Source organism: Pseudomonas sp. GW822-FHT02D10 (assembly GCF_058802345.1).
In genome coordinates this window covers 25,046-43,249 of record NZ_JBXAOB010000023.1, presented here as the reverse complement: position 1 = coordinate 43,249, position 18,204 = coordinate 25,046, and the positions used below count along the sequence as shown (strand labels likewise).

Annotated in this window: 17 protein-coding genes; all 17 read right to left on the bottom strand. The window is 58.9% G+C overall.

The window, feature by feature from the left end; genetic code table 11:
• Positions 1 to 19 precede the first annotated feature (19 nt).
• On the bottom strand, positions 20 to 1,495 hold the full coding sequence (locus AC1RPZ_RS25520; RefSeq protein ID WP_493140434.1) for a sigma-54 dependent transcriptional regulator: 1,476 nt from the start codon (positions 1,493 to 1,495) through the stop codon (positions 20 to 22).
• A 170-nt stretch (positions 1,496 to 1,665) separates the two neighbouring features.
• Positions 1,666 to 1,962, bottom strand: a complete 297-nt coding sequence (gene fliT, locus AC1RPZ_RS25515; RefSeq protein WP_493140432.1) for a flagellar protein FliT — start codon at positions 1,960 to 1,962, stop codon at positions 1,666 to 1,668.
• A gap of 9 nt (positions 1,963 to 1,971) precedes the next feature.
• Entirely contained in the window at positions 1,972 to 2,367 is a 396-nt protein-coding gene (gene fliS / locus AC1RPZ_RS25510; protein ID WP_493140430.1) for a flagellar export chaperone FliS, read from the bottom strand.
• 129 nt (positions 2,368 to 2,496) lie between these two features.
• A complete protein-coding gene (fliD, locus tag AC1RPZ_RS25505; RefSeq protein ID WP_493140428.1) occupies positions 2,497 to 3,912 on the bottom strand; it encodes a flagellar filament capping protein FliD in 1,416 nt (471 codons plus the stop codon).
• An 83-nt stretch (positions 3,913 to 3,995) separates the two neighbouring features.
• Positions 3,996 to 4,346, bottom strand: a complete 351-nt coding sequence (locus tag AC1RPZ_RS25500) for a flagellar protein FlaG (protein ID WP_493140426.1) — start codon at positions 4,344 to 4,346, stop codon at positions 3,996 to 3,998.
• Between the two features lie 74 nt (positions 4,347 to 4,420).
• Complete coding sequence (locus tag AC1RPZ_RS25495) at positions 4,421 to 5,272, bottom strand: flagellin domain-containing protein (RefSeq protein ID WP_493140424.1); 852 nt, start codon at positions 5,270 to 5,272, stop codon at positions 4,421 to 4,423.
• Between the two features lie 249 nt (positions 5,273 to 5,521).
• A complete protein-coding gene (locus AC1RPZ_RS25490) occupies positions 5,522 to 5,794 on the bottom strand; it encodes a hypothetical protein (protein ID WP_493140422.1) in 273 nt (90 codons plus the stop codon).
• On the bottom strand, positions 5,791 to 7,083 hold the full coding sequence (locus tag AC1RPZ_RS25485) for a motility associated factor glycosyltransferase family protein (RefSeq protein WP_493140420.1): 1,293 nt from the start codon (positions 7,081 to 7,083) through the stop codon (positions 5,791 to 5,793). The genes AC1RPZ_RS25490 and AC1RPZ_RS25485 overlap by 4 nt, the downstream gene beginning before the upstream one ends.
• An 81-nt stretch (positions 7,084 to 7,164) precedes the next feature.
• Entirely contained in the window at positions 7,165 to 8,091 is a 927-nt protein-coding gene (locus tag AC1RPZ_RS25480) for a ketoacyl-ACP synthase III (protein ID WP_493140418.1), read from the bottom strand.
• Between the two features lie 226 nt (positions 8,092 to 8,317).
• A complete protein-coding gene (gene pseI, locus AC1RPZ_RS25475; RefSeq protein WP_493140416.1) occupies positions 8,318 to 9,370 on the bottom strand; it encodes a pseudaminic acid synthase in 1,053 nt (350 codons plus the stop codon).
• Positions 9,363 to 10,868 carry a UDP-2,4-diacetamido-2,4,6-trideoxy-beta-L-altropyranose hydrolase gene (gene pseG / locus AC1RPZ_RS25470; protein WP_493140414.1) on the bottom strand — a complete coding sequence of 502 codons (1,506 nt, stop codon included), beginning with the start codon at positions 10,866 to 10,868 and terminating at the stop codon, positions 9,363 to 9,365. The genes pseI and pseG overlap by 8 nt, the downstream gene beginning before the upstream one ends.
• The gene (pseF, locus tag AC1RPZ_RS25465) at positions 10,865 to 11,572 is read right to left on the bottom strand and encodes a pseudaminic acid cytidylyltransferase (protein ID WP_493140412.1); all 708 of its coding nucleotides are present in this window, start codon (positions 11,570 to 11,572) and stop codon (positions 10,865 to 10,867) included. The genes pseG and pseF overlap by 4 nt, the downstream gene beginning before the upstream one ends.
• Positions 11,569 to 12,189 (bottom strand): pseudaminic acid biosynthesis-associated methylase, encoded by a 621-nt coding sequence (locus AC1RPZ_RS25460; protein WP_493140410.1) that lies wholly within the window; start codon positions 12,187 to 12,189, stop codon positions 11,569 to 11,571. The genes pseF and AC1RPZ_RS25460 overlap by 4 nt, the downstream gene beginning before the upstream one ends.
• Positions 12,190 to 12,288: 99 nt before the next feature.
• Positions 12,289 to 13,446, bottom strand: coding sequence for a UDP-4-amino-4,6-dideoxy-N-acetyl-beta-L-altrosamine transaminase (gene pseC, locus AC1RPZ_RS25455; RefSeq protein ID WP_493140408.1), 1,158 nt, complete (start codon positions 13,444 to 13,446; stop codon positions 12,289 to 12,291).
• Positions 13,443 to 14,444: a UDP-N-acetylglucosamine 4,6-dehydratase (inverting) gene (pseB, locus tag AC1RPZ_RS25450; RefSeq protein ID WP_493140406.1), complete on the bottom strand. Its 1,002-nt coding sequence runs from the start codon at positions 14,442 to 14,444 to the stop codon at positions 13,443 to 13,445. The genes pseC and pseB overlap by 4 nt, the downstream gene beginning before the upstream one ends.
• Positions 14,445 to 14,474: 30 nt before the next feature.
• The gene (locus tag AC1RPZ_RS25445) at positions 14,475 to 17,405 is read right to left on the bottom strand and encodes a TIGR00180 family glycosyltransferase (RefSeq protein WP_493140404.1); all 2,931 of its coding nucleotides are present in this window, start codon (positions 17,403 to 17,405) and stop codon (positions 14,475 to 14,477) included.
• Between the two features lie 55 nt (positions 17,406 to 17,460).
• On the bottom strand, positions 17,461 to 18,189 hold the full coding sequence (locus tag AC1RPZ_RS25440) for a cephalosporin hydroxylase family protein (protein ID WP_493140402.1): 729 nt from the start codon (positions 18,187 to 18,189) through the stop codon (positions 17,461 to 17,463).
• Positions 18,190 to 18,204 lie beyond the last annotated feature (15 nt).

Here is an 18,204-nt window from a genome sequence, read left to right as displayed (position 1 = left end):
GCGGATTGAAAAACAGGCGTCAATCCTCCGCCTGTTCATCACCCTCGCGACGGCTCATGCCGTACTTGCGCATTTTCTCCACCAGGGTGGTGCGGCGAATGCGCAGGCGCTCGGCGGCACGCGCCACGATGCCATTGGCATCATCCAGCGCCTGCTGAATCAGGCCCTGCTCCAGACCACCCAGGTAGTCTTTGAGGTCCAGACCTTCTGGCGGCAGCATGGCGTTTGCGGTGAAGTCCGGAGTATGGCCATTGATGGCTACCCGCTCTTCAAGATCGCTGCGCAAGCTATCAACCAGTTGCTCGTCTTCGTCATCGACATAACGGAATTTCTTCGGCAATTCGACCACGCCGATCACCCCGTACGGATGCATGATCGCCATGCGCTCCACCAGGTTGGCCAGCTCACGAACGTTGCCCGGCCAGCCATGACGGCACAGCGACATGATCGCCGCCGAGTTGAATCGAATGGAACCGCGCTTCTCATGCTCCATGCGCGAGATCAACTCGTTCATCAGCAACGGAATATCTTCGACACGCTCACGCAGCGGCGCCATCTCGATCGGGAAGACGTTGAGGCGGTAATACAGATCCTCACGGAAGCTGCCGACTTCGATCATGCTTTCGAGGTTCTTGTGGGTTGCAGCAATGATTCGCACATCGACGCTCTGGGTCTTGTTGCTCCCCACGCGCTCGAAGGTGCGCTCTTGCAATACCCGCAGCAGCTTGACCTGCATTGGCAACGGCATGTCGCCGATCTCATCGAGGAACAGCGTACCGCCATTGGCCAGTTCAAAGCGCCCGGCACGGCTGGTGATGGCCCCGGTAAAGGCGCCCTTCTCATGACCGAACAGTTCGCTTTCCAGCAACTCGGCCGGGATCGCACCGCAGTTGACCGGAACGAACGGCGCGTCGCGCCGCTTGGAGTGATAGTGCAGGTTGCGCGCGACCACTTCCTTGCCCGTCCCGGACTCACCGAGGATCAGCACGCTGGCATCGGTATCGGCCACTTGCTGCATCATCTGACGGACGTGTTGAATCGCCCGACTGGTGCCGACAAGACTACGGAATAGATTGGGTTCACGGTGACGACCGCGCTCACGGGCCTGGTCGTACATCTCGCGATAAACCTGGGCGCGGTGCAGGGAGTCCAGCAATTTGCTGTAGCTGGGCGGCATTTCCAGAGTGGAAAGCACCCGGCGACGCTGGTCTTCCGGCAGGTCAACGGAAGAATTATCGCCCATTAACAAAACCGGAAGGAACTCATCCCAGGTAGCCAGTGTCTTTAACAGACCCGGAAGAGCGCCAGGAGCATTTACGGTCCCAATAAGGACGCAGATTACTTCACGACTTGATGACAAAGAGCCGACAGCCTGCTGCCAGTCATGGCTGCCACAGGGTAAATTTTCTTCGCCAAGAAAATTTAAAATCACCGCCAAATCGCGGCGGCGGACGCTATCGTCATCAATCAGCAGAATTTTGGTTTCACGCCACATGCAATAGCAACTTCCCTAGTCAACTCAATGCCCGAAATGAGTGGGCAAGCTAGACGCTTGCAGGCACGCTAAGCCTGGTAGACGCCTGAAATCTTCAAACAGCCACTAGTTAAGTCAAAAAACCGTGCACAGTCAAATTTATGGCGCACTACGTTCGGATTAACTGAGGATTAACCGAACAGATGGTAAACCTTTGCCGCGTTTTGTGCTTGATGGATCTGCGACATCTCATCGAATATTGCCTGACGCTCCCCCGTCGCCGCTTCCAACAACTGCCGATAAACCCCGAGCAACTCCTCGAGGTTATCACGCAATGCCACTTCATCCAGCGAAGCCTCACTCAAAACGTCTTCCATGCAGGAACGGCAATCCAGGTCTAATTGACCGATAGCTTCCCAGTTACGCGCGGCCAATGCATCGACCAGCGCTTCACGGGTTTGTTCGATACGCTGCAGTACAAGACTCATGTGATCTCCTTAAAACTGCGGACCCGGCGCTGCGATGGCATCCCAGCCTTCTTTGACCGTACCCAGCAACTCGGCGACTTCGTCGAGGATCTTCGGATCGCTCTTGATATTGGCCTCTGCCAGACGCTTCATCATGTAGACGTAGAGATTATCCAGCTCCCCCACCTCATCAGCCTTGTTCTCAAGGTCCAGGCCTTCACGCAAGCCGCCAATGATGTCGATGGCCTTGCTGATCAATACACCTTTACCCGGAATATCCTTGCGCTCCATGGCGCCTTTGGCCTGAGCAATACGATCCAGCCCGCCCTCCATCAGCATCTGCACCAAACGGTGCGGACTGGCTTCGGAAGTTTGCGCTTGCGCTCCAATTTTCTGATATTGCCGAAGGGCTAACATCGGATTCATGCTCTACCTCATCACAACTCAAGGGCTCGTATAACCAATGTATCGTCTACGAGTCAAAAAACTTTAAAATCAACAGGCAAAAACCCGGCGCGTTAAAAACGCAGCCGGGTTTTTGGCGCTGACTCCTGATTAGCCGCTGGACTTCTGTGCGTTCAAGGCGCTGAAGAACGAGCTGATACTGGTCGACGTCGCCTTCATCTGCCCGACCAGCAAGTCCATGGCATTGTACTTGGCCGTCAGCGTCGCGGTCATACTGGTAACGCGCAAGTCCAACGCCGCCTGCTGATTGGTCAGATCGCTTTTCTGCTTGTTCAGGCTGGTGGTGCGCTGATCAAGTATGCCTCCGGTCTGCAAGTAAGGCTTGATCGCCGCCCCCATCCGAGCCAGCAGACCATTGGTACTAGTGGTCCCCGTGAACAGCGTTTGAACCTGCCCCCCCAGCGCCTTGTTGGTCATCGCGGCAGTGAACTTGGTAGAGTCAAAGTTCAGCGTACCGAGTTTCTGATCGGTCGTGATACCCAATTGCGATAGCACCGCCAATTGCCCCCCAGGCCCGGGAGTCACCAGCTGATTACGAATATCGGCAAGCAGCGAACGAGGCACCGAGTCACCGGTCAGCGCAGCAGAGACCGTCAGCTTGCCACTACTATCGGCCGTGGCCTGAGTCAGCGAAGTCACCGTCTTCACCAGCGTGTTATAGGCGTCGACAAATGACTGTATCGACGTCTGCAAACCGGTGGTATTGGTCGCCACGGTCACCGTCGAGGTACCCGCTGCAACCAGCGTCATGCTCAAGCCACCCACCGCCTGACTGATGGTGTTGGTTTTGCTGGTGACTGCCAGGCCATCAACCGTCAGGCTCGCATCTGCGGCCAGCGCGCCGATCGTACCGGAACTGGTCGGACCAGGGTTAGCGCCCATCACCTGGGTGCCGTCGATTGCCAGACCGGCAATACCACTGACCGTAAGGTCCGAACCCTTGCCCGTCGTGGTCGAGCCGATCACCAGACGCGAACCGTTGCTGTCAGTGACGATGTTGGCCGTGATGCCCTGGGTGCTCAGCGTGGTGTTGATCGCATCGCGCGTGGACTGCAGCGTCGCACCAGACGGGATAGTGACGTTGTAGCCAGTGCCATTTTGACTGATATTCAAAGTACCACTCGGAATGGCACTGGTAGCACCGCCTGCAAATGTAGCACTGGCAACTTTGGAGCCGGTAGCCAGATTGTTCACTGTAACGCTGTAAGAACCGTTGACGGCGGTGTTATCAGAGGTCACGGTCAAGGTCGCCGGAGTCGACGAGGTTGCCGCAAAACCCGCAAACGCAGGGCTTGTCGAGCTATTGAGTTTGTCCATGGCAGCCTGATAAGCAGCCAAAGCACTTTTGAGCGAGCCCACACCGGAAATCTTCGAGGTGTTGAGCGTGGTCTGAGTGGTGATTTGGGACTGCTTGGCCGCTTTGTCGCTGCTGACCAACGCCGTAACGATCGAACTGATATCCAGGCCGGAACCCAGACCTGTACTCGTTGAAATTGGACTTGCCATGTACATCCCCCTTTCTGTCTGTCGCCGGTCTTTTGACCGCTCTCGCCGTCAAATCAGCATACAGACACTATTCATGCCAGTTGTCAGGCTTTTGCGTCGAACAGCACGTTGCTCGCCGAATTCAAACTGTCCGCCAGCTTCAAGGCTTCTTCGGAAGGGATTTGCCGCACCACTTCACCCGTTGCAGTGGCAATCACTTTTACAACGACCTTGCCGGACGCTTCATCAATCGAAAACTCCAGATTGCGCTTGACCGACTGCACGAACTTTTCGATTTCCTGCACGGCGGCTTTCAACTTATCCGCATCAGAGTCTTTACTACCGGCCACAGCCTGTACGCTGTCGGCCTGAGGCGCCTCGGCCGGTTTATCGGTAGTGCTGCTCACCGACTTAACAGCCGGATAAGACAAGTTCAGCTTCACGCTCATGTCCATGTCCATCACCTTTTTATAAGCAAAAAGCGGAAGAGCACGACCAGCGCACTCCCCCGCCAAAACTCATTGCAAAATTACTGAAGCAGTTTCAGTACGGCGTTTGGCAGCTGGTTGGCTTGCGCCAGAACAGCGGTGGAAGCCGATTGCAGGGTTTGCTGCTTGGTCAGTTGAGCAGTTTCCGCAGCGAAGTCGGTATCTTGTACGCGACCCAGTGCAGCGGTGGCGTTTTCGTTGACGTTCTGCAGGTTGGAGATGGTGCTGGTCAAACGGTTCTGCGCAGCACCGAGGTTTGCACGAGTGGCACCTACGGAGGCGATTGCAGCGTCGATTGCAGTGATGGCGCCGTCGATGGCGGAACCAGCAGCAGCGCTGGTAGCACCGGTCAGAACAGTAGTACCGCTACCTACCGACAGGCTGACGGCGTCGAACTTGGTGCTCAGGGTCAGAGTGATCTGGTTGGCAGTACCGGTGTTGGAACCCACTTGCAGGGTCATGCTACCAGCGGAACCGTCCAGCAGGTTTTTGCCGTTCAGGTTGGTGCTCTGGGAGATACGAGTCAGTTCGTCGGACATCTGAGTGAATTCCGCGTTGGTCGCGGTCTGGTCAGCAGTGCCGTTGGTGCCGTTACGTGCCTGGACAGCCAGTTCACGCATACGTTGCAGAATGTTGGTGGTCTCTTGCAGAGCGCCTTCAGCAGTCTGAGCCATCGAGATGCCGTCGTTGGCGTTTTTGATAGCTACAGTCTGACCGCGGATCTGGCTGCTCATACGGGTAGCGATCTGCAGGCCGGCAGCGTCGTCTTTGGCGCTGTTGATTTTCAGGCCGGAAGACAGGCGAGTCATGGAGGTCGCCAAAGCGTTAGCGGCATTGTTCAGGTTTTTCTGAACAGACAGAGAAGCGACGTTAGTGTTTACGCCTAAAGACATGGTGAGTTCCTCGTTGGTTGGGTACTGCGGCTTCCGGCCCTGGCAACCGCCGGGTGTGGCCTAGAGAACCTTCGTAGTAGTTATCGTCGCGATTGCAGGTTGCTTGAGGGCTTTTTTGAAAAAAATTGCCATCACACTGCCACCCCCCCGAAAACAAAGGCTTGCACGAGACCCACGAGAGAAAAATGACGTCAGGAAATTGCCGACAACAGAGAGGCGAGAGGATCGCTTTGGCCGGCAGAGAACTGTTCAGAGGTGAGCGTGACTCGCCTCCAGCAAGTCGATCAATTCATACTCCATGGTGTCGGCCAACCCCAGCCAGTCCTGCGCCTCCTGAGCAGCCAGCATCGACATGAGCAATTGCGCCCACTGCTGCTGAACATCTGCTGAGGCCTGACACAGCTGGTCTTGCACCTTATCGAATACATCGACCATGGTCAGCGCGGCCTCGACATCACGCCCGAGACGAAACAGCTCGGCGCACTGCCGGCAATCGATGACACAGTGTGCAAGCCCGCTCATTGCACGAACTCCTGATTGAACGTCGTCCCCACAATCATCGCCCCCGCCCGGCTGCTGTTAAAGAAGCGCACTTGTGGATGCCCGGCAATGTAGCGCTCCAGCTCACACAGGTAACTGCGGAAGTTCAGCTGCGTTCGAACCCGCAACCCATGCCCATCGAGCACCCAGTGTCTGGCCAGATTCACCCCCTGTCCCAGATCGCCATCATTCCAGCCGGTATGGGTTTTGTTCATCGGGAACGCAAAGTCGGCGCCGAACAAGGTAATCCGGTCCGCGCCCATCTTCACCGCCAGATCCACTGCAGGATGAATCACGCTGCCACCGACATACAGTTCAGCCCTGCTGATCTGTTGGCGGATAGCGGCATAGACCGGGCTGGCGGAATACCCGACGTAACGCGTACCTTTCCAGGCCTTCAGCACCTGCGGATCGCTCATGGGCAGGTACACCAGCGGGATGTTGTCGGAGTCCTCGGGCGGCAAGTGCCTGAAGCTGATTTGCCGGTCGATACTGACCACCAGATCCGGCCTGATGCCATGCTCGAGCAACGGTCGATAGGCGGTATCGACGCTGATGAACAAGGGACGCTGTTCGCGCTCGCGTATCGCCAGAAGCTGGTCGAAATGCAGTTCAAGACTGGGGCCCGTGCCGATCACATAGACTTCCCGACCGGTACACGTCGCAAACAACTCGGCCACATCGCGATCACGACTAACGAGTTCACGACTCTCCTCCAGCCGCTCAATGATCGCCGGAGACTGCGGATCGAACTCACGATTATTGAAGGTAAGGTGCACTTCGCTGATCAGCCGATCTCGAATCTTGGCATTGAAATCATCTGCCAGCAGCATCTCGGACGGCAACGCAAAAAACGGCAGGTGGATATCCGACAAGTCGCCGGCATAGATCAACTCGACCCTCGGATCACTGAGCCACTGCCGCTGATCGAGCAACTGCAGCGTCAACGAGAAAATCGCGCCATTGAGGATATGCACGTACAAACGCTGAAGCTCGGCGTTTTCAAGCAGCACGCACGGCAAGTCACCCAGCCCGGTGCCGTAGACATGCACCACGGGGCTCTCCGGCGGCAGGCTGGCCGCTTGCAACCGCGCTTCACGCGTGCGGTCATGGCGACTGGTGAGCTGGATGCCCGCAATGCTCAGGGTCGAACCCAAACCTTCCACCAGCTCCGCCTGAACCGCCGCGCTGTCTTCCGTCATCAACCGTACATGCAACGCCGGCCAGCGACTCTCTATCACCTGGAAATTGTGTTCAGCGCTGTCGCTCATACTGCCTCGACTGTCATTCAGGCAAAAAAATAGCGTTCAAGGTTACACCTTGAACGCTATTTTTATGCCACAGGATTTAGCTCAAGGGCGATAAATGATCGCCGAACCCCACGAGAGCCCTACACCAAAACCGCTCAGCGCAACGCGCTTCCATTTGGTGTCGAGTACGTGTTTTTCCAGCAGCAACGGAATGCTCGAAGACACGGTATTACCGGTCTCGACCATGTCCTTGATGAATTTCTCCGGATCGCCTTCGAAGCGCCGCGCCACAGCGTCAACAATCGCCGCACTGCCCTGGTGAATGCAGAACGCATCGATATCGTCGGCGTGCAGGCCGGACTCGTCGAGCAACTCGTGCAAATGCGCCGGGACTTTCAGCAACGCAAAATTGAACACCTGACGACCGTTCATGAAGAACACCCCGTCAGTGACTTTCAAGTGCGGTGCACCGGAGCCGTCAGTGCCGAATTTGGCCTTGCCCAACTGCCACGGGGCGTCTTCGCCCATCCAGGTCGCGGTGGCGGCATCACCGAACAGCATGGTGGTGTTGCGGTCTTCAGGGTCGACGATTTTCGAGTAAGGGTCGGCGGTCACCAACAGGCCGTTCTTCAGGCCCGCGGCTTCCATGAAGCCCTTGATCGCGTAGATGCCGTAAACGTAGCCAGAGCAGCCCAGGGAGATATCGAAGGCGGCAACGGTGGTCGGCAGACCGAGCTTGTCCTGAACGATCGCGGAGGTGTGCGGCAGACCCTCTTCGTCGCCGTTCTGGGTGACGACGATCAGCACATCGATCGATTCGCGCTTGAGCTCAGGATTGTTGGCGAACAGCGTATTGACCGCTTCGACACACAGGTCCGAGGTTTCCTGCCCGACGTCTTTACGCGGCAGGAAAGCGGAACCGATCTTGCCCAGGATGAATTCCTCATCCTTTTCGAATTTTGCACCTTGTGCGTAATTGTCCACGCCGGCTACAGGAACGTAGCTCGCAATGCTTTTTATGCCAATCATTACGGCTTCCCAATAATTAACAGCTGAATACCCCCATTCGCACGAATCGAGGGGCGCCGACACATAGAGTTTGCGTTGCCCGCAATGGGCAACCACGGAAAGCCTAAAGGGCTATCACTGAGCCGATAACCGGCCAGGCGCCATCTTCCCGATCAATACAATACAGTGAAGATGCGCGTTATGACTCGCAGGTCACGCTATTTTGCGCAATCAGCCACAGAAGTGCTCATTCGATAAGCGACCAGGCCAGCGGTGTGCCGCGCTTTAGAGGCTCGCGGGCACGTCGTCCGATAATGCTTTCAGCGTGTTTGGGGGCCAGACCCAGACCCGGACGAATGGCCCGCAGGTTGTCGGGTGTGAACACCTCACCGACGGCCATGTCCTGGGCGACGTACAGCGAGCGACGGTACACCAGCGACTTCTGTTCGGCCTCGGTGGCGCCATAACGCACCTGCCCCATGGCTTGCCAGGCGCGCTCGGTCTCGACCACCAGGCTGGCCAGTTCGGCCGGTTCCAGCGAGAAACTCGCGTCGACACCGCCGGCAGCCCGATCCAGGGTGAAGTGTTTTTCCACCACCGTCGCCCCAAGAGCCACCGCCGCCACCGAGACCCCGACGCCCATGGAGTGATCGGACAATCCCACTTCGCAACCAAACAGTTCGCGCAGGTGCGGGATGGTTCGCACGTTGCTGTTGGCCGGCGTGGCCGGGTAGGTGCTGGTGCATTTGAGCAGCACCAGATCCTTGCAGCCGGCCGCACGCGCCGCACGCACGGTTTCATCCAGCTCGGCGATGCTGGCCATACCGGTGGAAATGATCAGCGGCTTACCGGTGGCCGCCACCCGGCGAATCAACGGCAAGTCGGTGTTTTCAAAACTGGCGATCTTGTAGGCCGGCACGTCGAGACTTTCGAGAAAATCCACGGCCGTCTCATCGAACGGCGTCGAGAACGCCAGCATGCCCAGCTCCCTGGCCCGGGCAAAGATCGGCGCATGCCATTCCCACGGCGTATGCGCCTTCTCATACAGCGCATACAGCGAAGAGCCGGCCCATAGACTGTCGGGATCCTGAATGAAGAACTCGCCGTGATCCAGATCCAGGGTCATGGTGTCGGCGGTGTAGGTTTGCAGCTTCAAGGCATGCGCGCCGGCCCTGGCCGCAGCCTCGACGATCTGCAACGCGACCTCCAGGGACTGATTATGGTTGCCGCTCATCTCGGCGATGATGAATGGTGGCGCATCGACACCGATCATGCGGTCGCCAATCTTGAAGCTAGTCATGTCTGTACTCCTTCAATACGCGCGTGAACGCGCAAGCGCTCTGGGTAAAACCGGCTTCGCGAAACAGGCTCAACGACGGCCGATTGGCAGGCAACACCCGCGCGGTGATGGTGCGCACTTGCGGCCAATGGGCCGTCACAAAGGCTTCGCCACGAGCCAGCAGCGCCCTGCCCCATCCCAGACCGAAACGGCCTTCGAACAAATAAATCGAGACTTCGGCGCTCACCCCATGAAGGTCGTAGCGCAGAACGCCAACCGGGCCATCACCGGCCTCGGCAATCAACAGCAAACGCTGCTGACTGCTCAAACTCGCGGCCAGCCAGGCCTGGTGCGCTTGCCAGTCGATGCTGCGGTTGTCCAGCGACCAGCGCCGTACCGCCTCGGCATTACGTCCATCAAACAACAGACGCGCATCGTCCAGCGTCGCCTTGCGCACCGGCAGCACAGCACCGGCCAGCGCTGCCGCGACCCGCTGCGCCCCACGACCATCGACCAATTGCCGAGAGCGCTTGGCCAGACTCTGGCGCAAGCCCTGATTGCCTGCGACAAAACCGATGGCCTGGCGCAGTTGCTCAACGCTGACCTGCTCCCGAGCGCCCAGGAACACATGGGCGCCCGACGTCGCCATGACCTCGCCATTGGCCTGCTGATTGTTCGACACTGCAATACAAATCGTCGGCAGCCCCATGGCCGCCCGCTCCCAACTGGTGCCACCACCGGCGCCGATAAACAGGTCGGCTTCGGTCATCAGCCGGTAAAAGTCGCTGACAAAACGCTGTAAACGCCAGTTCGGGCGACTGGCCGCCAGCGCCTGCATCTGCTCCCACGCCGGGTTGTCGGCACCGGCGACGAAGTCGACTTCCAGTTCATGGAAATCGGTCAACGCGAGCATCGCATGGTGAGTCTGCCTCGCCGCATCGAAGCCGCCGAAGTTCACCAATACGCGTTTGGCCCAGGGCTTGATGACAATCGCCGGGCAGCAGAACTCGTCTCGCAGCATGGCGAAATGCGGACCAAACAAGGTCTGACATCCCGGGGCAAGCAGCGAAGCATAGGCCTCTGGCGTGCCAGAAAGATTCTGGTTGAGCAGCAGATCGACACTGTAGGTGCGAGTTGCCAGATCATCCACTGCGCCGATCCGTGGTGCCCAGCGACGGGCGGCGGTCTGCCAGTGGTGATCGAGGCCGTAATGGTCGGCAATGATCCAGTCGAACACCGCGTGCTGTTCCAGCGCTTGCCCCAACGCAGCGATGTCCGCCTGCCACGGCAGTATGGCTTCGATGGCCTGTTGCGGGTCTTCATCGGGATAGCGATCCGGCAGCGCGAAGGTTTCAAAGCCTTCAGCGGCGAGACTGTCGAGCCGATGCCCCGGCAACAGGCGACAGGCAAACGCGACGTGCGCGCCCATCTGGCGCAAGGCTCTGGCCAAGGTCAGGCAACGGGCGATGTGGCCGCTGCCAATGGTCGGCGAGGCGTCGGCACGGATCAGCACTCTCATTGCAATTCACCGCCAGCCTTCAGTGCGGCGTACAGGTACTCGGCGCGTTTCCAGTCTTCGAGAGTGTCGATGTCTTGCACCAGATGGCGCGGCAGGATCACCGGCAGGCTCTGCGGCGAATACAACACATCACCGCGCAACCAGGCACTGCTGCGGCCCCAATAGAACTGCCCGGCGTCCTGATAGGCCGGCGGTAAATCCTGGGAGCGAGTGTTACGAAATTCCGGGTACAACGCGCTCAAGGCGCCCTGATCGTCAAGAGTCAGGGCACGCTGCACTGGAAAACCAAAGTCGCACACCGAGAACGCGAACGACTTGTCCGGATGCTGTTCCAGCCGCTCCAGACCCTGTTGCAGAAACCGCGTTTGCAGCAGCGGCGCGGTGGCGTAAATGCAGCAGGCGTAATCAAAGTCGCTGCCCTGTCGATGCAGTTCTTCCAGTGCATGGACAATCACCGCCGCCGTACCGGTGAAATCATCAGCCAGGGTTGCCGGACGCACGAACGGCACCTGCGCACCACTGACTCGGGCCAGCTCGGCGATTTCGTCATCGTCGGTGCTGACCACCACCTGGGCGAACAACCCCGAATCGAGGGCCGCTTGAATTGAACGGGCAATCATCGGCACGCCGTCAAACGGCTTGAGGTTCTTGCGCGGTATGCGTTTGCTGCCACCGCGGGCCGGGATGATGGCGACGTTGCTCAACGGCGTTTTTCCAGAAGAAACCAGGTGATGTCATCCACCGGGAATTGCGAGTCGCGGTGGTAGCCAAACCCGTAATCCACCAGTTGCAAGTCATCATAGCGATCAAGCATTTCACCGGCGAAATCGCGCTTGAACAATTTACCGCTGTTACCGCGATACGACACCTCGACAGGCGACGGGTTGTAGTACTCGCCGATCAGGATATAGCGCCGGCTCAGTTCATACAGCTGCGCATAGGCCGCTGGCAGCAGCTGCGGCGCCAAGTGAATCAGCACGCCTTTGCTCAGGGTCAGGTCAAAGGTGCGTTCGCGGGGGAAATCGAACAACGAACCGTGCCAGATCTGCGCAATCCCCAGCGCCTGCGCCTGGGCAAACGCGCTGGCATTGATCTCTACGCCGAACAGTTCGCACTGCGGCAACAACTGACGCAGCGCCCGCAGATTGTTGCCGGCATTGGTGCCCAACTCCACCAGGCTTTCAATTCGCCCGGCCCGCGTCAACGCCTTGGCAAACAAGGCCAGGTTGGCCGCCACCAAAGGCTGGCCGACGTTGCGGTCGACGTACTGGTTACCGAAGTCGCCTTGCCAGAATTTTTCCTGCTCACTGAGTTCGCGCATCACACATTCCCATCCGCTCATTACTATGGCCTGGTGCTATCCCCGTAGGAGCTGCCGAAGGCTGCTCCTACAGGGCTACGCCGCAACCTTCCAAGATATTTATTCAGTCAGCCGGCGCAGTTGCTCGACCACATAGTCCTGTTGTTCGTCGCTGAGTAACGGAAACAGCGGCAGGCTGATGGCCTCGGCGTAGTAACGCTCGGCCTGCGGGAAATCACCTTCGGCGAAGCCCAGGTCCCGATAGTACGGCTGCAAATGCACCGGAATATAGTGCAGATTCACCCCGACCCCAGCCGCTCGCAAACCTTCAATCACCTGTCGATGACTGAGGTTTATACGATCGAGTTGCAGACGCACCACATACAGATGCCACGCCGACTTGGCCTCGGGCTGAGCGCTGGGCAAGGTCAGCGGCAGGTACGCCAGCAAACGGTCATAACGCGCCGCCAACTCACGCCGGCGCTCGATGAAGTCATCCAGCTTGTTCAACTGCGACAGCCCGAGCGCAGCTTGCAGGTCGGTGATGCGGTAGTTGAAGCCCAGTTCCACCTGCTGGTAGTACCAGGGGCCGTGACTGGGTTCGGTCATTTGCTCGGGGTCGCGGGTCATGCCGTGGCTGCGCAGGCGTTGCAGGCGCTCGGCCAGGTCCCGGCGATTGGTCAGGACCATGCCGCCTTCGGCGCTTGTGATGATCTTCACCGGGTGAAAGCTGAACACCGTCATCGCCGCGAACTCACCACACCCCACCGGGCGCCCGGCATAAGACGCACCCACCGCGTGGGACGCATCCTCGATCACTGTGAAACCATAGCGCTCGGCCAGTTCGGCGATCATGCGCAGGTCGCAGCTCTGCCCGGAGAACGCCACCGCTACCAGCACTTTAGGCAGCGTGCCGTTGTCCTCCGCCGTTTCCAGCTTCGCTTTCAGGGCGTAGGCATCGAGGTTCCAGGTCAGCGGATCGATATCGACAAAGTCCACCTCGGCGCCGCAATAGCGACCGCAATTGGCCGAGGCCAAAAAGGTATTCGGCGTGGTCCACAAGCGGTCGCCCGGCCCGAGGCCCGCTGCCAGGCACGCGATGTGCAACGCTGCAGTGGCATTGCACACCGCCACCGCGTGATCCGCCTGGCAGCGCTGGGCCATCGCCTGTTCAAAACGTTCGATGGTCGGCCCTTGGGTCAACCAGTCGGACTGCAACACCGCGACCACTGCGTCGATATCCGCCTGATCCAGGCTTTGCCGACCGTAAGGAATCATGCCGACAACTCGGCGTGCAACTCGGCGATCTGGTCGACCGAGAGGAAATGCGCATTGGTGTCGGAACGGTACTCGAAGTCCTCGCTCACGCGCCGGCCCTGCTCACCCAAGCCGTCCAGCGCAAAATCAATGTCGACGTGAGTAAAACGAATCGACGGCTCGATGGTGTAGTGGTCCTCAAACTCCAGGGTCATCCGTGCGTCATCGAGCGGTACCATCAATTCATGGAGTTTTTCACCCGGACGAATTCCGACGATCTTGTGCGGCAAAGGCTCAGCCATGCCCCGTGCCAGATCGACGATGCGGATCGACGGGATCTTCGGCACGAAAACCTCTCCACCCTGCATGCGCGCGAAGCTGTCGAGCACGAACTGCACACCGTGATCGAGGGTGATCCAGAAGCGGGTCATGCGCTCGTCGGTAATCGGCAGTTCTTTCGCACCCTCGGCTATCAGCTTGCTGAAGAACGGCACCACCGAGCCACGTGACCCGGCGACATTGCCGTAACGCACCACCGCAAACCGGGTTTGCTGATCACCGGCGATATTGTTCGCCGCGACGAACAGTTTGTCCGAGAGCAGCTTGGTCGCACCGTACAGGTTGATCGGGCTGGCCGCCTTGTCGGTGGACAGCGCAACGACTTTCTTCACACCGTTATCAATGGCGGCGGCGATGATATTTTCCGCGCCGTTGACGTTGGTACGAATGCATTCAGTGGGGTTGTATTCCGCCGCGGGCACCTGTTTCAGGGCCGCGGCATGCACCACGTAATCGACCCCGCGCATCGCCTGACGCAAACGCTCGGCATCGCGCACATCGCCCAGAAAGTAACGCATGCACGGGGCATTAAAGGTTTGCTGCATCTCGTACTGCTTGAGTTCGTCGCGCGAGAACACCACCACCCGCTTGGGTTGGTACTGCTCGAGCAAACGCCGGATGAACATGCGTCCAAACGACCCGGTACCGCCCGAGATGAAAATCGATTTGCCGTTGAACATACCGTGAATCCTTTTACCTGTGCGCCAGACTTAAACCAGCAACCGCGCCCAATCCACACTGGTTGCGTTGCCAAGGGTGAAACCCTTGCCGGTCAGGGCGAGGTTCTTGTTGTAAGCCAGATCGTGCTGGAACGGCCCGGCCCATTTTTCACGCAAGACCGCAAGCGCCTGCGGTGCCTCGGGCAAGGTGCCTGGGTGAATGACCTGCACCTGCGGCGTCCACACCACCAAATAGCCGGCCTGACCGGCTTTCAGGCACAGATCGACATCGCCGTAGGCGTCGGCGAACGCGTGTTCGTCCAGCCCGCCAACCTCATCGAACAACGCTTTGCGGATCATCAGGCACACCGCCGAGACGGCCGAATAATTCTGCTCCAGCACCAGACGATTCAAGTAGCCCTTGGCATCCTTGGACTCGCCAACGAACGCCGAACCGACGCCGTCGTTCATGCCCAGAATCAGCCCAGCCTGAGTCACCTTGGCGTCGCGATCAAGCAGCTTGGCGCCGACCACACCAACTTCCGGGCGCTGGGCCTGATTGAGCAGGGAATCGAGCCAATTCGGGTTGACCACTTCACTGTCCGCCGCCAGCAGCACCAGGTATTCACCCTGAGCCTGCTGACTGGCCTCGTTGTACAACGCCGAGAGGCTGATTCGCTCGTGTGCCCGCAGAACACGGACCTTGTCGCCCGGCCGCCCGAGGCCGTCCAGCCATTGCAGGATGTCCGGAGACTGGCTCGCGTTGTCGGCGATCAGTACTTCGTAACGGGTATAGCGGGTTCGCTGCACAATGCCGGTCAGACAACGTTGCAGCTGCGCCAGATTGTCCTGGCTCGCCACGATGATCGACACCAACGGACGTTCAGTGTGACGGTAGTCGATTTGATAAGTACCCGGCTCGGCAGAGCTGATTTGTGCCTTGTAGCCACGGGTCGCAAGGTGACGGATCAACGCCTGACGCTCGTGTGCATTGTCTTCCAGCACCGGCGCCCGAGCAATCAGCAGCGGTTCGTCCAGATGCGCCAGCCAGGCCAGGCCGCCCTGCTCGATGATGCGCAGCAGCAGGTCGAACTCCAGCGCCTTGCTGAAGTCGGCCTGGTAACCGCCCGCCTCCAAGAGCACATCCTTGCGGATCAGCCAGTGCCGCGCCATCAGCGCCGGCAGGCTTTGCAGCAGGTCGAGGTTGAAGCCCGGGCGGAACACATCGATCAGCGCGCCATTGGCGTCACGCTGAATCTCGTCCGCTGCCACCGCTCGACAGTCGGGCGCGGCGTGCAATTCCAGGCCGGCGCGCAACAGACCGCCAGCGGTGAACTCGTCCCCCGCCTCGGTCAGCAACAACCAGTCGCACGGCGATTGACGGGCGATCTGATTGAGCTTGTCGACATAGTTGGCCTGGGTCACGCAAACAAAGTGCAGCGTGTTGTGCACCGTCGTTGCCGTCAGCGGCTCGCCCGTGGTGAACACCACGATCTTGAAGGCGTGGTTGTGACCTTCCAGCAAACTGTCGAGGGTGATCTGTAGCTTGGCCGCGTCGTTGTCGAGGTCCAGCACCAGAATGCCAAACTGTGGACCACCGTTGTGGGCGGTCAGATAACGCGAGGTCGCAGCGACTTCGTCAGCGTCCGGGGTACGCGCTGCCAGCCACTTGAGCAGGCGACCGGAGCGCATGGCGCCGAACACCTCGTCATTGCCTTGAGTCGATACTGCATCCAGACGCTCGGCCCAGGCGAACATGTCCCGCGCGTCGTCGGCTTCGCCCAGAAGTTCCAACTGCTGCGCCAGGCGCTTGACCACCTGACGGTTGAACGGGTTGCTGCCGTACGCGTGCCCCAGCCGCTCGACGACGCTTTCAGGGGTGTCGTTGTTGCGGGGCCGCATCATGTCTGCCTGCTGGGTCCAGATACCTTCGAGCCCCTGAAGCTGAACGCGGCCGGCCGGCATGGCGTGCAGCAGAAACTCAAACTGGCTCAACAGGTCGAAGAACTTTTGATTGTAGAAAGGCATTTCGACGTATTGCAAAAGCCCGAATCGGCGGTCTGGCCCCTTCTGTACATTGTTCCAGCGCGACTCGAAAATCGGCTCGGCAGTCAACGCCCGACGGTTGCGCAGGCTGTCGGCCATCGCCTCGAAACTGTCCAGTGCCAATTGCCTGGCCTGCTCCGTCTCAAGACCGGTACGGGTGCTCGGCAACGTCGCCAGCAATTGGGCGAATGCTTCACGATCCGCTACCGACTTGGCATCGGCGAGGGTCAGGGTGCTGTAGATCTCGGTGTTGTGCTCCGACTCCAGGTAATTGACCTCGCGCACCACATACGGGATCGGCAGAATTCGCGCCTTAGCCATTGCCAGCATGTAGTACGCATGGCCGATTTCCTGCCATTCGAAGATGGTGTTCTCCGGCATGACCGCGTACCAGTCACGCAACAGCTCAGTGCGGTGAACGGCATAGAACGGCGGGATGTACTGATGCATGAAGTCGATGACACGGTCCTGCGCGCGCTCGGATGAATAGTCCTCACAGACCTTCTTGTCCCGACGGTAGTAGCTCACGCTGTTGGCCAGGGTCAGGTACATCAGGCAATAGCCATGGCACATGCCGTAATCCGGATTCGCTTCCAGGAACGACACCGAAGCGTCGAGGGCCTCATGCACGATGAAGTCATCGTCGGCGGCAAACACCATGTAGGGCGTGGTGACTTGCTGCACGCCGTAGTCGAGCTTGGCCCGAATGCCCCAATAACCGTACTGCGGCAGGTGCTGATAGTCGACCGAGGGGTACACGCCGTCGATGCCATCGGTGACCTGGGTCGAAGAGTCCAGCACCAGAATCCTGCAAGGCAAGGCGCTGTAAAACTTCACCGCCCGGCGCGCAAAGGCCGGGCGGTTGTGGGTGATGAGTACCACCGTCAACAACTCGTTCAATGGTAATCCGCTTTCAGAACCGTACTTGCCTTGCATAGTCTTTCCCCACAACCGGCGTATCGCCCGATGAACTCAACAATGATGTCGTTGCTTAACGAACCCGACGCAGATAGCCGTCCGGCGCCACGGTGATCAGCAGCTTGCTGTGAATCCGCGCATCGATTTCAAAGTCGCGGTTTTCTTCCAGGTAGGCCCAGACAGCAGTTTTCGGGTTATCGCCCTTGCCCCACGGACGATCCGGGAAGGCGTCTTCCGGCATGTCTTCAACCACGGTGTCCATCACCACGCAGTAGCTGCCGACCGAAACCAGCGGCGCATACAGGCGCAACTCTTCAAGCACATGTTCGTGGGTGTGGTTGGAGTCCAGAACGACCAGCACTTTCTTGCCGGCAACCCGTGCACGCACTTCATCAACGATGGCCTGGTCGATACTCGAACCCTGGATCATGCTGATCCGGCGCGCCATCGGGTGGGCTTCAATGGCTTCGCGGTTGTGTTGACGAATGTCGATGTCCACACCCAGCACTTCGCCGTGACCGATCAGTTCCAGCATCGAGGCGTAAAACACCAGGGAGCCGCCATGGGCGATACCCGTTTCGACGATCACATCCGGGCGCAGGTCCCAGATGATTTCCTGCATGGCGACCATATCCTGAGGAAACTGAATAATCGGCCGGCCCATCCAGCTGAAGTTGTAGGTGTATTTGTGTTTGGCCGTGACACCGACCCAGTCCAGCGACTCGGACTGAAGTTTTTTATCCTGCTGCAAGCCTTCGATGTTCTGGCTTACTTCTTCGCGAAACTGCTCATGAGGATTCATGCAAACGCTCCGATA